15 protein-coding genes are annotated in these 13,672 nt (G+C 58.5%); 14 read left to right on the top strand and 1 reads right to left on the bottom strand.

All coding sequences use genetic code 11. The features are described 5' to 3' along the window. Positions 1-83: 83 nt before the first annotated feature. The 12 genes from ACFQNJ_RS17090 (at position 84) to ACFQNJ_RS17035 (ending at position 10,240) form a co-directional block, all read left to right on the top strand. Positions 84-1,103: an ATPase, T2SS/T4P/T4SS family gene (locus ACFQNJ_RS17090; protein WP_382259720.1), complete on the top strand. Its 1,020-nt coding sequence runs from the start codon at positions 84-86 to the stop codon at positions 1,101-1,103. Then, on the top strand, positions 1,084-1,422 hold the full coding sequence (locus tag ACFQNJ_RS17085) for a TrbC/VirB2 family protein (RefSeq protein WP_382259819.1): 339 nt from the start codon (positions 1,084-1,086) through the stop codon (positions 1,420-1,422). The genes ACFQNJ_RS17090 and ACFQNJ_RS17085 overlap by 20 nt, the downstream gene beginning before the upstream one ends. A 6-nt stretch (positions 1,423-1,428) precedes the next feature. Continuing rightward, entirely contained in the window at positions 1,429-1,761 is a 333-nt protein-coding gene (locus tag ACFQNJ_RS17080; protein WP_382259718.1) for a VirB3 family type IV secretion system protein, read from the top strand. A 161-nt stretch (positions 1,762-1,922) separates the two neighbouring features. Further along, positions 1,923-4,250: a VirB4 family type IV secretion system protein gene (locus tag ACFQNJ_RS17075; protein WP_382259717.1), complete on the top strand. Its 2,328-nt coding sequence runs from the start codon at positions 1,923-1,925 to the stop codon at positions 4,248-4,250. 1 nt (position 4,251) lies between these two features. After that, positions 4,252-4,986, top strand: a complete 735-nt coding sequence (locus tag ACFQNJ_RS17070; protein WP_382259715.1) for a hypothetical protein — start codon at positions 4,252-4,254, stop codon at positions 4,984-4,986. Next, on the top strand, positions 4,986-6,053 hold the full coding sequence (locus ACFQNJ_RS17065; RefSeq protein WP_382259713.1) for a type IV secretion system protein: 1,068 nt from the start codon (positions 4,986-4,988) through the stop codon (positions 6,051-6,053). The genes ACFQNJ_RS17070 and ACFQNJ_RS17065 overlap by 1 nt, the downstream gene beginning before the upstream one ends. A 74-nt stretch (positions 6,054-6,127) precedes the next feature. Further along, positions 6,128-6,529, top strand: a complete 402-nt coding sequence (locus ACFQNJ_RS17060) for a hypothetical protein (protein WP_382259711.1) — start codon at positions 6,128-6,130, stop codon at positions 6,527-6,529. A 108-nt stretch (positions 6,530-6,637) separates the two neighbouring features. Beyond that, positions 6,638-7,318 carry a VirB8 family type IV secretion system protein gene (locus ACFQNJ_RS17055; protein ID WP_382259709.1) on the top strand — a complete coding sequence of 227 codons (681 nt, stop codon included), beginning with the start codon at positions 6,638-6,640 and terminating at the stop codon, positions 7,316-7,318. Further along, complete coding sequence (locus ACFQNJ_RS17050; RefSeq protein ID WP_382259707.1) at positions 7,315-8,133, top strand: TrbG/VirB9 family P-type conjugative transfer protein; 819 nt, start codon at positions 7,315-7,317, stop codon at positions 8,131-8,133. Before ACFQNJ_RS17055 ends, ACFQNJ_RS17050 begins: the two co-directional genes overlap by 4 nt. Before the next feature lie 3 nt (positions 8,134-8,136). Next, entirely contained in the window at positions 8,137-9,477 is a 1,341-nt protein-coding gene (locus ACFQNJ_RS17045; RefSeq protein WP_382259705.1) for a TraB/TrbI/VirB10 family type IV secretion system protein, read from the top strand. Beyond that, positions 9,474-9,830, top strand: coding sequence for a hypothetical protein (locus ACFQNJ_RS17040; RefSeq protein WP_382259703.1), 357 nt, complete (start codon positions 9,474-9,476; stop codon positions 9,828-9,830). The genes ACFQNJ_RS17045 and ACFQNJ_RS17040 overlap by 4 nt, the downstream gene beginning before the upstream one ends. After that, positions 9,827-10,240: a hypothetical protein gene (locus ACFQNJ_RS17035; RefSeq protein ID WP_382259701.1), complete on the top strand. Its 414-nt coding sequence runs from the start codon at positions 9,827-9,829 to the stop codon at positions 10,238-10,240. Before ACFQNJ_RS17040 ends, ACFQNJ_RS17035 begins: the two co-directional genes overlap by 4 nt. Positions 10,241-10,456: 216 nt before the next feature. On the opposite strand, the gene ACFQNJ_RS17030 is transcribed toward ACFQNJ_RS17035, so the two are convergent. Further along, on the bottom strand, positions 10,457-10,987 hold the full coding sequence (locus tag ACFQNJ_RS17030) for a hypothetical protein (protein ID WP_382259817.1): 531 nt from the start codon (positions 10,985-10,987) through the stop codon (positions 10,457-10,459). 291 nt (positions 10,988-11,278) lie between these two features. On the opposite strand from ACFQNJ_RS17030, the gene ACFQNJ_RS17025 reads away from it, so the two are divergent. Then, positions 11,279-11,911 carry a YcbK family protein gene (locus ACFQNJ_RS17025; RefSeq protein ID WP_382259700.1) on the top strand — a complete coding sequence of 211 codons (633 nt, stop codon included), beginning with the start codon at positions 11,279-11,281 and terminating at the stop codon, positions 11,909-11,911. A gap of 324 nt (positions 11,912-12,235) precedes the next feature. Further along, positions 12,236-13,660, top strand: a complete 1,425-nt coding sequence (locus ACFQNJ_RS17020) for a DNA cytosine methyltransferase (RefSeq protein ID WP_382259698.1) — start codon at positions 12,236-12,238, stop codon at positions 13,658-13,660. Positions 13,661-13,672 lie beyond the last annotated feature (12 nt).

The following is a 13,672-nucleotide window of genomic DNA, read 5'->3' as shown; positions in this document are numbered from 1 at the left end:
CTCCTCACCTCTATCTGAAAGACGCGATTTCGGTGCAAGGTTTCGCGCTTCCTAGCGCAGTATGAAGTCTGATCATCGAGCGCATGCTTGATGCAGGCCGACTCCAATCGATCATTGCCAATTCCCTGAAACCGATTGCCGGGATCATGGAAGACAAGACCGTCACTGAAATCATGGTGACGGCGGATGGGCGTGTGTGGATTGAACGGCGGGGTGCCATTGAGCGTTCTGACATCGTCCTGGGAGAGACAGATCGCCAGTTGGCGATCATGGCGGTGGCCAAGTACACCGGTGCAGAGGGCAGATCTACCGGCAAGGACGTCAAGGCTGGCACGAAGGACGCAGTGGTTTCGACCGGCGTGGGTGCGCTGCGTTTCGCCGGTGCCATCAAAGGGGTGGACTCCAGGGGTACCACCCTCGCCATTCGAAAGCACCTGGATCCGGAAGAGCGCCCCACCCTTGATCAGCTGATCGACTGGCAAATGCTCTCCCGCGAAACGGCCGATCTGCTGGTGCGCAAGATCGTCCATGAACGGCAGAACTGCGTATTTGCTGGCCCTACCTCGGGTGGCAAGACAACACTGGCCAATGCGGTCCTGATGCATCTGCCCAGCAACGAGCGCATCGGCCTGATCGAGGACGCCCGCGAGATGGCGCTGCGTGTCGAGCACAAGAACTGCTACTTGGCAGCTCCGGAATCCGGCCTGACTGCCAAGATCCTCGTGCAGCACGCCATGCGCGAGCGTTACGACCGCCTCATCCTCTCCGAGACCCGTGGAGATGACACCTATGACCTTCTGCGGGCGTTGTCATCAGGTCACAACGGATCGGTCACCACCCTGCATGCGTCTTCTGCAACAGGGGCATTGAGCACGCTTGAGCTGCTCTTTCAGATGTCCCTTCCATCCGGCGTGCAGATGTCGCCTCTGGCATCGCAGCGCTACATCGCCGCCTGCATCAACCTGGTTGTTTTCTGCTCTCGCTCCTACGTCGCCCAGCCGGACGGCAGTGCGAAGAGCTTCCGTCGCGTTTCCGAAATCCTCACCGTCAAAGGAGCAAACAATGGTGAATACGAGCTTGAATATGACTTCCGTGAAAACTGAGGAGGGCCTCAGCTGGGCGCGGGTCATGCGTTGGTTCCTGGTACCGATGCTGGTGCTTGCGGCTTTCTACATGCCAGCTGCATTCGCCCAAGACGGTGGAGCTGCGGCACAGGGTCTGTGCAAGTTCGCAGGCTTCCTCAAGCAGATCGCGACTGTAGCCGCCATCATCGGCTTGATCCTGTTCGTCCTCAACTCCTTCTTCATGAAGTCGAGCGTGGTGGGTGACATCATCATGTACATCATCATCGGCTGCGTGATCATGGTGGCAGGCCCATACCTGATCACCCTCACGGGCCTGACGACCAACTGCTCGCTCTGATCAGCCGTGCAAGAGAACGAAGCAGAGATTGCCGACTACCCGGCGCTTCGCAGGCCCCGTCTGGCCGCGGGTGTCGGGGCAAAGACGGCCACGATGATCTGGGCCCTGACCGCCTTGGTGGGTGTCGTCATCGGCATGCCCTGGGGACTTGTGGCCATACCGATTGCTGCCGTCATCCACGGTGGCCTGACCTGGTTCTTTCGCAAGGACCACCAGATCATGGCTCTGTACCTCGTGCACGAAATCGTGCCGAACAACCTCCACGCCGGCACTCCTTCTCATGGGGAAGTGTGGATGTCACGTCCGCGCGGATTTGGCAATGGCGTACCGCTGAACTGACCATCGTGACCATCTCCACTTTCTCCAGGCTGCGTGCGCGAAGCCCTCTCAAGGGCGATGACGGAAAACTCTCCGAGCAGATTCCGTGGATGGTGCACGTCACCCCCGATCTCGTCTTGTGCAAGGACGGCAGCCTGCTGGCAGCCTTTGAGTTCGGCGGTGTGGACATCGACGAAGACAGCGTTCATCGACTGCAGCAAAGCATCAAGGAGATGCAGCAGTCCATGGACAAGTTCGACGAGCGCTTCTACATCTGGTTCGTCACCGATAAGCGCCTGAAGGAGGAGGTGGATCGCTGGGATGGTCTTGAGAGCAATGAGGTCGTGAGCATCCTCAATGCGATGCAGGACAAGACCTACCAGAGCAAGCAGGTCTACACCCTCAAGACCTATGCGTTCATCCTTTTCACGGGCGATACCGGCGTCTATGCGTTCATGGAGAACGTTCGGCGCAAGATGAGCGAAGAGGGCGTCAACTTCAGTCTGGCTGTGCTGTCCAGCCTGAACCCTGCCAGCAATGTTCGCTCTGCGGTGCTGCACGATGCTCGGCAGTTGGATTCGAACATCGAGATCGCCCAGGAGACGATTGCCTCTTTCGTCTCCACGCACACGATCTCGACGTTCAAACGGCTCAGCGGCTGGGACATGGACACCGCCTTGCTCCGCATGGCATCACCGACCTTGGGCCACACCAGCCGAGTCGAACCCAGTCCCAGCAGCATGCTCGATGGAACCCTGGCCACATCGGACGTGAAGATTGGCCGAGAGGTCTTCGCCGTCCAGGGTCCGAATCGGGCTTTGTACGGGACGATCGTTTCGCTCAGTGGCTATCCCGGCAACACCGAAACAATGGTGAAGCTGCTGGCCACGCAGGCAGAGTTTCGCTTGACGCACGTGCTGCACTGCATGAGCTATGACCATGCTCGTGCAATCGTCGATGAGCACGGTCGCTATTACCGGATGACGCAAAGCACGCTCTCACAGCGTGTGGCGGCCTTTCTGCGCGGGGTTGAGCCCGAGGTGGACCCCGGCAAGGCGGACCTCTACGCGGAGTGTGTGGAGGCCATGCGGCGACAAACGGCCGAGCAGCTTGGCTTTGCCATGCATTCTGTGTCAATCACCTTCTACGGTGAGACGGCTCAGCATGTCCAGCAAGTCACCTCCAGCGTATTGCGGGAGATCGGTGGGCTGCCCCAGATTCGTGAGCGCCTCGGCCTCAAGGCGGCGATGCTCTCGACGCTGCCCGGACAGTGGGCACACAACAAGCGCCTGATGCTGGCCAACAACCAGATCATCAGCCACATGCTGCCCACGGTTGGGATCTACCCCGGCAGCCCTGTCTCAGAGCATCTGAGTGCCATCTACTCACGACCGACACCGCCGCTGGCCACGTTCACATCGCGCTTTGGTACCGAAGTGCACTTCGACCCGTTTGTCAAACAGGTGGGCCACTCTCTGCTGGTGATGCCAACCGGCGGTGGCAAGACAACCTTCGTGAACTACTGCCTGGCCCAGTTCTCACGCTATCCCGATGCACAGGTCGTGATTTTCGACCGCGACCACTCGTGTCGGATCATCACCAACCTGGTGGGTGGTACGCACATGGACCTGCGTCGGGGGATGAAGCTCAATCCCTTGGCGCATATCCGCGAAAGCGAGTTAGAGCAGATCCAGGCACGCGAATTCATCATCCGTCGGGTTGAGGAAGGCGGGGAGCGCCTGACGGCGCTGGATCGTGCAGACATCTTCGAGAAGATCAAGGCGGTGGCCGACTCGGAACACCAGGAAGTCAGTCTCAACACGGTTTGGTCATTGCTGAGTTCTGACATCCAGGTCAAGCTGCATGAGTGGGTGGAGAACGGGCCCTATGGCTACTTCGGTAGCAACGAAGACCACTTCTCGCTGTCGCGGTGGACCTGCATCGAGATGAAAGAGATCATGAAGGTGGACAGGCTCGGCCGTGCGTTTCTCGATCACGCCTTCTCGTCCATCTCACGCATGCTCACCGGGAAGCCTACCTTCATCTATGTGGAGGAAGCCAGCTTCGCACTGTCCAACCCAGCGTTCCTTGCCGGGATCGATGAGTGGCTCAAGACCTTCCGAAAGAAGAACGCCTTTGTTTGGCTCACGGTGCAGTCTCCGGAGTCGGTGACGGGAGTCGACAGTGAAGCGGTCCGCGCCACTCTTACCGACAACATTCCCAACATTCTTCTGGGTGCCAACCCCAAGCTGGAGAGCCACCGCGCGCTCTACAGGCAAATTTTTGGTCTCACAGATGACCAGGTCAGCATGATCAAAGGGCTGAGGCCTCAACGCGATTACTTGCGAATTGCGGGCAGCATTTGTCGCGTTTTGCGGACGAACTTCGGCCAGGATACGTTGGCCTTGATCCGGTCGGAGCCGAAGTATCAGGAACTGCTGGACAAGGTCATGTCCTCTGGTGATCCCAACTGGAGGTCGGAGTACATCAAGCAAGCCACAAGGATCTGACATGAGCACGCGTCGCCACTTCCTCTCAGCAGCGGTCGCCATCTACGCAAGCAGCGTAGGTCTGGTCGCAAGAGCCGCGGGTATCCCCGTCATCGACGTCTCCAACCTTTCCCAGAATCTGATTACCGCGATTGAGTCGACCACATCGACCGTGATCGAAGGCAAGCAGTTGATGGAGGACATCAAGCAGACGATGAACGACTTCCCGCTCATCGACCAGTTGAGCAAGTCCAAAGAGCTGTCTCAGCTCATCGACATCATCAAGGCTGCCCAGAAGCTCAACGGTGCCCTTCGCGATGCGAAGTCAACCTATGACCACATGGGCAGCGCCTTCGCGACGAGTCGATACACCTCCTTCATGTCGTTTCTTGAGGACATCGATCGTCGCAGGAAGGTAGGGGACGACGCGGCCAAGCACCTCTACGACTCAGCGAAGCTAGCTGAGGATCAAGTGGCAAAGGCGTTCGAGGCTCATCAGTCGATTACCGCGGGCATGCCGATGATTTCCGGGGTCACGCAGGCCGTGCAAGCGACTGCGAATTCAGTGGGTGTGCTCATTCAGCAGCAGCAAGCCGTGCTCGCCATGATGTCAGCCTCTGCTCGAGACATGGGTAAGGAGCGCCAGCGCCAATACGACGAGAGAGCGAAGCAGGAAGAAGGATGGCGGAAGTCGGCTGAGCAGAAGATGAAAGACTTCCAGAACGACCTCAAGATCCTCAACAGCCTGGGCAAGTGATGCGAAGCTTTGCCAAGGGTACCCCCCTCATTCTCATTGCGTGCGTTCTGCTCTTGCTGCCGCTGTCGGCCTTCGCAGAAGACCAGTCAGAAATCCTTGTCCTGATCTCCACGACGTTGAAAGACGTGGTCAATGCGGTGGTCGGAAAAAACTTTGCCGACAAGGTCAAGGCAGCGGCGCTGGCGCTCTCAGGGAACGTTACGGGTATCGCCATGACGTTGGCAGGCGTCTTGACCCTGTTGAGTCTGATCTGGGGTGTCATGCTGGCCATGCTGGAGAAGAAGTCGGTGGTAACCGCTGCCTTTGAGGCGCTGCTCTTTGGTGTCATTGCGGCAGCGCTGATCAAGAGCTTTGCACTTCTTGCCAATACAGTCTACGACTTGGCTATGGCTGTGTTGAACGCTGTTGGGCTCAACGTTGGCGAGACATTCGTCAACTTTATCAAGTCAATCTTTGACCCGGTTGGCAAGATTTTCAAGGCAATCGCTGATCAAGCGGAGTGGTCGTGGTCTTTCATGAGCATGCTGGGTGACGCAATCTTTGCGATGCTCATCCTCCTCGTAGCAGCCTGGTTCTTGATCCAGGCAGCTTCATCCATGATGGGTGTCTTCATCATGGGCCCGATCTTCGTAGGGGTCGGCATAGTGGTCGGACCGGTCATGTGCGCTACGTTGGCCAGCGCGTATACGCGGCAGTGGTTCTCTCAGTGGCTGAACTTCCTGGTTGGCGCCTCATTCCTGACTGTTACCTCCGTTGTGGTCATGAAGTTACTCACGGGGGTTTTTGAGACCGCCTTCACGGCCCTGGGTGGTGGCAAGTCCTCGGCTGTGGCTCTAGGCATTGCCATGATCGCAGCCGGTTTGAGCAAGCTGTTCGAGGCCATCCCGAACATTACCGATGCGATCTTTCCGGGTCGAACCGGGGCAGGGTCCGCTATCAACACAAAGGCGATCGGTGCTGCTGCCAACCCAGCCAACCACGTCAAGACCGCCTACAACGGCGCAAGCACTGGCGTGAGCAAGGTCAAGAGTGTTTCGAGCGCCGTATCCAACTTCATGACCAGATGAGATTGTCCCTTGGCTGGCGTGTGAGTTCCATGGAATCGGCCTGAGTTTCTACATAGATGATGAGAGGTTTGCATATGAAGATGTTGTTTCTCGTTGCTGCTACCGTGGCGTTGCCAACACTGACCATGGCGCAGAGCAAGATTGAATGTGTGCTGGCTGCTGACGGTCAATACCAGGCAGCATTGATCTGGCAGAACACACTTGGCGTCGAGCGGGCGAATTCAATCTGCCGTATGAACGCTCCCGCACCCGTCCAGGTGGTGGTGCCTACGACCCAGGCCCCAGAAGCGTCTGCTGCTGCCGTGGGTTCACGTTTCGACCCTTCCGTCTATCAGAAGGCCGCTCAACGAAACGAGGGGCCTGCATCGGTAGGGAGGGTGAGTGCACGTTTGGAACCTCAAACCAAACAGCATAGGACCGGCGATGAAGGTTCGGCATCTCAGATTGTGCCGAGCGAGTACGTCCAGATGTGGTGAGACCTGCTCACATCCAACGATCAATCCTGCAGTACGTCGAGTGAATGAACGCCGTAGAGAGCGTTTATTCGTTAGGCGTCATGGCCAAAGCATCCAGAGAATCGAGACATGCCAGTCAAAAAGCCCAGCACAGATCATGTCCCCGGACCCATGGAGGAGGCGGCCTTGCGCGCCTACTTCGCGCGTGGCTCGGCGGTTGCAGTGGAGAAGGGCGCCTGGAAGCTCACGGCACTGGCGAGCATCACCGTATCGGCGCTGGTGTGCAGCGCGCTTGTAGCCGTGATCATGCAGCAGAAGGTGCATGTCCTGCAGGTTGCCAAAGACACGAGTGGTTCTCTCCAGGTCGTTGGCGAAGCGCAGACGTTCCAGGCTGACGAGGACACCAAAATGGCGTGGGCATCCAGTTATGCGGCCTTACTGACTGAGATCACGCCAGCGATCTGGCAACGCAACGTTGAGCGGCTGCAGGCGCTTTCCGTGGGAGTGGCCGTTGATCAGGTCAAGGACTACCTGCAGAAGGCAGACAACAACCCGCCGCAGATGCTCTCGCGCTTTCCTTTGTTTGTGCGTGAGTACAAGCGCTACACGGTCAACAAGGTCGCGGACAACACGTACCTGATCAGATATGAGCTGACATCCCGGCCGGCCGCCAATGTTGCGCCGATCGTAAAGACCTACGCAATGACGATCACTCTGGCCAATGTTGGCCACAGGACTCGCGATGACGTCTTCCGTAATCCGGCAGGACTCGCCGCCATGAACTTCAGCATTTCCGAGGACAACAAGTGAAAAACATCCGCTATGCCCTGGTTGCGGCTATGGTCGCATTCTCGTGTACTGCCCACGCACAGAAGGTGGCCTCCATCACCGTGCCGACTCCTGGGAACCTCGACAGCCGCGTGGTGACGTTTGCCTATACCCCTGACGTCGTCTATCGGCTCAATGTCACGGTGGGCATGCATACCCACATTGCATTGGCACCAGATGAGGAGCTGATTGAAGTTCCTCGCATCGGTGACAAGGTTCGTTGGCGGATCGAAGGAAACGAGAAGAACCTGTACATCAAGGCCACCGTGGCTGATACGGTCACCTCTTTGAGTTTGGTGACGGACAAGCGCACCTACCAATTCGAACTCAGTGCGACCTCCAAGCCGTCCGAGCGAATCCAAAAAGCAGTCTTTTCCTACTCAGACCAGGAAGAGGAGTTCCGCATTCGAACAGACAGCAAGGTCAGGGCGGAGGTTGCAGCAGTCGAGGCGGCAGCAAAAGAGCAGGCATCTCACAACCTCAGTGCGGACGCTCTGGATCCCTCACAGCTGCACTTCTACAAGGTGCACAGCAGTGATCCCGACTTACAGCGTCTTCACGCTTACACCGATGGTGTCCGGACGTGGATGCGGATGCCTCCAGGGATCCAGGACCTCCCGGCGGTCTTTATGGTTGAAGCCAACGAGCGTGGCAGCGAGAGCTTGATGCCGGTGAACTATACGGTTGCCGACCGCAAGAGCATTCGTGATCGGGATGTGGTCATCATCGATCGGGTTCATCCGACGTGGGTTCTGCAGATCGGCAAGCGCGTCCAAGTTCGTGTGACCAAGGACTGAGCCATGAGCACACGCAAGCGCATGCCCTCTGCGCAAACGAATCCCCTGGACGACGACGACGGTATCGTTGAACCGGGACGAGCAGGAGCGACTTTCGAGGCCGACACTGACATTGAGGACGCGCGCCTTCAGACGGGCATGCCGGCTCGAAACTTGCGCAACATCGCAGTCGGCGTCATGGCCATTGGACTGACCGCCTTCTTACTTTGGCCCAGTTCCGGCCAGAAGGTCAAGCAGGAGGTCCCAGAGCCACAGCAGACCGACATCGTCGGCGATCTGGTGGACAAGTTGCAGCAGGTGCCTCCGCCTGTTGCACTGCCTGAGTATCCCGAGACGCCGATTCCCACCCCTATCGCACAGCCTGCTGCGCCACCAGTGGATGAGCGCATTGAATTGGCATTGATCTCTCCTATGGCGGCAACGGACGTTGAGCTGCGCACTGCTGGTCAGGTCAATCAGAGGCAGACCGCACAGCCCACGGCAAATTCCGATCGTGAGTCGATCCAAGCGCTACTCGAAGAGCAGCGCAAAGCCAAGAACGAGGCTCTTGCCCGGCATGCCAAGTTGGTTGAGTCTGTGGCCGGCGGTGGCCCAGGGGTTGGCATGGGTGGCTCTGGTGGCCAGTTGTTCGGTGGATCACCCTCCATGTCAGCTGGACAGGCCCGAAGTGCTGAGCACAGCATGTTCCTTGCCCAGTACGCTGGCAATGGCGATATTGGGCAGGCCACACAGTTGCAGGCAGCTCGCATGGCGCCTACCCTCTATGAAGGTACGATCATCCGGACTGTGTTGACCCGTTCCTTGAACTCGGATCTTCCGGGCACGATCACTGCTCGTGTGAGTTCTGACGTCTATGACTCAGTCTCGCAGCGAATCCTGCTTGTCCCTCGCGGTAGCGAAGTTACCTGCAGCTACGACTCGAATCTCATGCAGGGGCAGAAGGTCATCCTGGCTGCATGCACTCGGTTGCGCTTGCCCAATGGAAAGTCGTTCGCCCTCAGTGGCACACCTGCAGGGAGCGAGCAGGGCTCTGCTGGCATTCCTGCCGAGATCGACAACCACTTCTTGGAGATGTTTGGAACCGCTCTGGTGGTCGGTGCCAGCTCGTACTTGCTGCCACAACGTGATCGCAACATCAGCATCGTGACCGGATCCGAGGGCGGAAGCCAGACCGCGGGCAACATCATGGGCTCAGCCCTGTCCCAGGTCATTCAGGCGACGATAGCTCGCAACATCCAGATTCCGCCCACTGGCATGGTCGAGATCGGAACGCCGTTCACCCTGACTCTGACCAGAGATGTCGAAATGGAGCCGTACCTGGCGTCGCAAAGGGGATATCGATGATCCGAACACGCGAGTTCCTCAAAGCCGTGGGTCTATGCGCGGTGCTGGCGTCGGCCGGCTGCGCCACGCATGAGCAGGTCTACCAAGGTGCGACGTTCCTGACTGCACCGGTGGACATTTCCACGGCCTGGCTCAATGACCGTGGAGATTTGTATGTGGTCCCCGAAAAAGGCGTGGTCATCGACCAGGTGGTCAATACAGATGGAAACGATGTGACGTACCGGTTGGACGGGTCATATCTCTTGTTTCCAGCGAGTGAGATTGCTGACTCGTCAGAGCTGCGTTTTCTGATCGAGAAGCGCTGGCGAAGGCTGCCCCTGGTCTTGCCCAGGAACTCACGAAAGTCGGTGTGAATATCAATCTGGCGGCTAACCCGGCCCAGCGCCGGGAAAGATTCCTTGGCTCGATCGGCCGACTGATCAAGCGGAGGGTCAAGCAGCGGATTGGTCGCCAGATCAATGCCAAACGGCAGGAGTCCCTTGAGAGGACACTGGTTCGTGGTGCTGAGCGTATCTGGGCCCTTGGCTACCATCTCGATGATGTGGCCAGGCTCGATGTGGTGCATGTGAGCGCCTTGGTTCAGGCACTGTTGGATGAGGGATACAAGGAAGGAACGCTCACATCCTACATTTCCGCCTATCGCCAGCTCGGTCGATGGCTGGGGAACAGCCGTCTGGCCAACTTCAAGCGTTCGGTTCCAGACGCTGCAGAGTCTTCTGCTGTGATGACCGCTCCCTCCAGCGGGCAATTCCCTGACAGTTGACCTTGAAGAACAACAGGTCCAGCACAAGCAGTCCCCACAGGCCAGAGGTCGCGTGAAGTATCCCCAGGCAGACGTTGCTGCCTATCCAGATGTAGAAACCTGAGACCTTCATCCGAGCATTGAGCTCGGCGCCGGCATATGAAGATGCCAGTCCGATGGCTTGCAGCAGCCAGTTCCACAGGGGCGTTCCCCCCAAGTCCTGTGTGAGCAGTTCACTCATGCTGCTTTCACCATGAGGGAGCGACCCAGTGAGGACGGACGTGCGAGCATCTGCCACTCTGTGCGGTCGTACATGTTCCTCATCACCATGGCACTGTCCAGGTACTTTTGAAGCGCTGCTGTGCCGATGTGCCGAGTCGGCGCCAGAGGGGGAATTGCGGACGGGCAACGCTGTGGAGACCAAGTCATCGATCCGTTGGCCAGGCAGAGCTGAAACGGGAGCACGCGCGCAATTCCAGCGCGATTCGGCCGCGATGTGTTGAGTAAGAAGCGGTCAATGTTGATCGCCACACTGAATAGCCTTGCGTGGTACCAGCGCATATCCGACAGTGCGTAGACCTGCAACTGGTTGTCGACAAGAACCGCCGTGTTTGGCGCAGCTTCTGCAGGCGTGAAGACCAGATCCTTACCGCCAGCGGCTGTGCTCGTGTGATGGTCCGCAAGCCATAGCGTCATCGAACCCTTTGTTCGCAGTTCGAGACAGAAGTGGCCATCTTCAGCCAGGTTGAGCAGATTCAATGCAGCCATCAAATTCACCCGAAACAGATGTCGCATTCGTGCGCGACGCGAACCGATGAGGGCAGACACTTGAGCTGAGCATCTGGACAGGGCAGGCCATCCCTCCTGAGCCGAAGCTGCCTTGGCGGTCGGAAGCTCTGGCCAAGGGCGCCCCAGTCCCGTTCGATGGTGGTAGCCAGAAGTCGATTGACAACAGGGTCCGAGTGCCAAGTGACAGCTTGTTGTGTACTGGTCAATGGATCCTGAGAGTGGCTGATCATCTGCTGGTTGCTCTGAAACACTGAGGAAGGAGTCGTTGTGATGAGATTCTGGGCAATGCCAGAAGCTGTCGAGGTTGGAAAGGAGCTCTCCAATGAGTCGCAATCGCCTACCTGGCAGAGCAGCAGGCGTGCTTTCCTGAAGATGACCGGTGCAGCCTGCGTTCCGGGGTTGTTGGCAACGAGCGCGTTGGCTCAGGCGGCCCCCGACTTCTGGTCGATGCCGCGGCAGATCTGGTTGCAGCGCAAGACCGCGCGTGGTGTTGAGGAATTTCGGGGCGTCTATTTCGCGGATGGGAAGTTGTTGCTGGAGCCGTACCTCCAGATCTGCCGGATCCTGAGAGATGTCCGCGAGGACGTGGCCGTCCAGATGTCGCCTGTCCTGCTGGATATCCTGTGCGGTGTGCAGGGGATTGCGCGGGTGCATGGCGTAGAGGCCCCCTTGGAGACCACGTCTGGACATCGCACCGCCAGGCATAACAGTCGCCTCGAAGGTGCCGCCAGAGCGAGCTTGCATATCGAGGGTAGGGCTTGGGACGGTCGGATGCCCGGTATGTCGCCGGCCATCATGTCTGAAGCAGCCAAGTACCTCCGCGGCGGTGGGGTTGGACTCTATGTCGACCGCAGATTTGTCCATGTCGATGATGGACGGTTGCGCTCCTGGAGCGGGCGCTGATATGCCTTCCTGCGCGGACAAAGCGTCTCGTGTCCCCAAGTCTGCATTCAAGTTACTTTTCGGGCTTGCAAAGGCGCCCAGGTTTCTGCCAAAATCCCTTTAGGTTTCGCTCATCGAGCCGGAGCCGTACCCGTCCGCAGTCGCAATTGCGGAATGGACGGGGAACACAAACTCAGCACTCAGCCTGCGCGGCCAACAAGGCCGGTCATCGCGGGCTTTTGCGCTTCCCTGACATAGTGGGTAAACCTGAGTCACGCCAAGGCTCAGGTATGCCCATTTGGGCTCTCTCCTTTCAAACACTGCTGATGCAGAAAGGAGAGCAACATGATCAGGCGATACATCGTCCGCAGCCTCACTATTCACCGAGGTTCGCCGCGTATTTACCTTGACACCAAGGTGCTGGCAGATGCCGGCTTTGAGGCGGGAGCCTCGTACTCCCGACACACCGACCACGAGAACCGCCGGGTGGTCCTCCGCGTCGATGCTCAGGGCCAGTACAGGGTCAGCCGCAAGGAAGCCAATGGCCAGGTCCTCCCCGTCATCGACATCAACAGCAAGGCAGCTCTCGATCCGTTGGACGGGTTGGCAGCCGTGCGGTTGGTGATTCAGGACAACATGATCTGCATGATGCCCATGGCATCGGAACTCAACGCGCAACGGCGGCTTGCACGCTTGCGTGAGAACCTGAGCCAGGGGAAGCTGACGACGGCTTCCCTGTCTCACGGGGGCGGCATTCTGGACAACGCCGCTCATACCGGGCTCAAGCAGGCAGGCATCGATTCTCAGCTGGCCATGGCCAACGAGATTGACACCGACTTGCTGGAGCACGCGGCCGAGCACAACGAGGTCTGGCACGGCAAGACGGTAGGCCTGGGGGCGCCAATGCAGGAGGTTGTCCAGGATGAATGGCTCATGTCCAAGATTCCTCAGGTGGACATCCTTGCAGTGGGTATCCCGTGTTCTGGTGCGTCGCGTGCCGGCGTGTCCAAGCGCAAGCTGGGCATGATGGAGGAGCATCCGGAGGTCGGGCATCTGGTCGCCAGCTTTCTGATGGTGGTCCAGCGCAGTCAACCATCGATCGTGGTGGTGGAATGCGTCACCGAGTACCAGCAAAGCGCATCGGCGCAGATCATGCGCCAGCACCTGCGCGACTGCGGCTACGCGGTCAAGGAGGTGGTGCTCGATGGCAAGAGCTTCGGTGTTCTTGAGCATCGCAAGCGCTGGTTCCTCGTGGCTGCCACGCAAGGGGTCGGTATCGAGCTGGAGAACCTCGCGCCCGTCTGCACTGCCGTGCGAACGCTGGCCGAGATCATGGAGCCGGTACCTTCAGACGATCCTGCTTGGCGCGACTTCAACTACCTCAAGGTCAAACAGGAGCGCGACCAGGAAAAGGGGAACGGGTTCGCCATGCAGATCGTCCAGCCCGGCGATAGCCAGGTGCCGGTTCTGCGAAAAGGCTATGCCAAGGGCGGCAGCACCGACCCCTTGCTGGCTCATCCAGAGCGCGAGGGGGTCTACCGGCTGTTCACCGCCAACGAGCACGCCAGGATCAAGGAGATCCCTGAGCACCTGATCGAAGGTATGTCTCAGAGCAAGGCACACCAACTGCTGGGGCAAAGCGTTCTGTTCACGCCAGTCAAGGCACTGTTCGAGCGCATTGGCATCAGCTTGTTGAACTGGTATCACCAGGCATCTGGCCAGACTCAGCACGTTTCACCGGTCTATCAGCTCGCGCTGGCAACCGGGTAACCGCTGGTCAGC

It is taken from the genome of Hydrogenophaga bisanensis, from assembly GCF_042665135.1.
Lineage (GTDB): Bacteria > Pseudomonadota > Gammaproteobacteria > Burkholderiales > Burkholderiaceae_C > Hydrogenophaga > Hydrogenophaga bisanensis.
The sequence above is the reverse complement of the archived record's forward strand: the minus strand, read 5'-3'. Positions and strand labels throughout refer to the sequence as shown.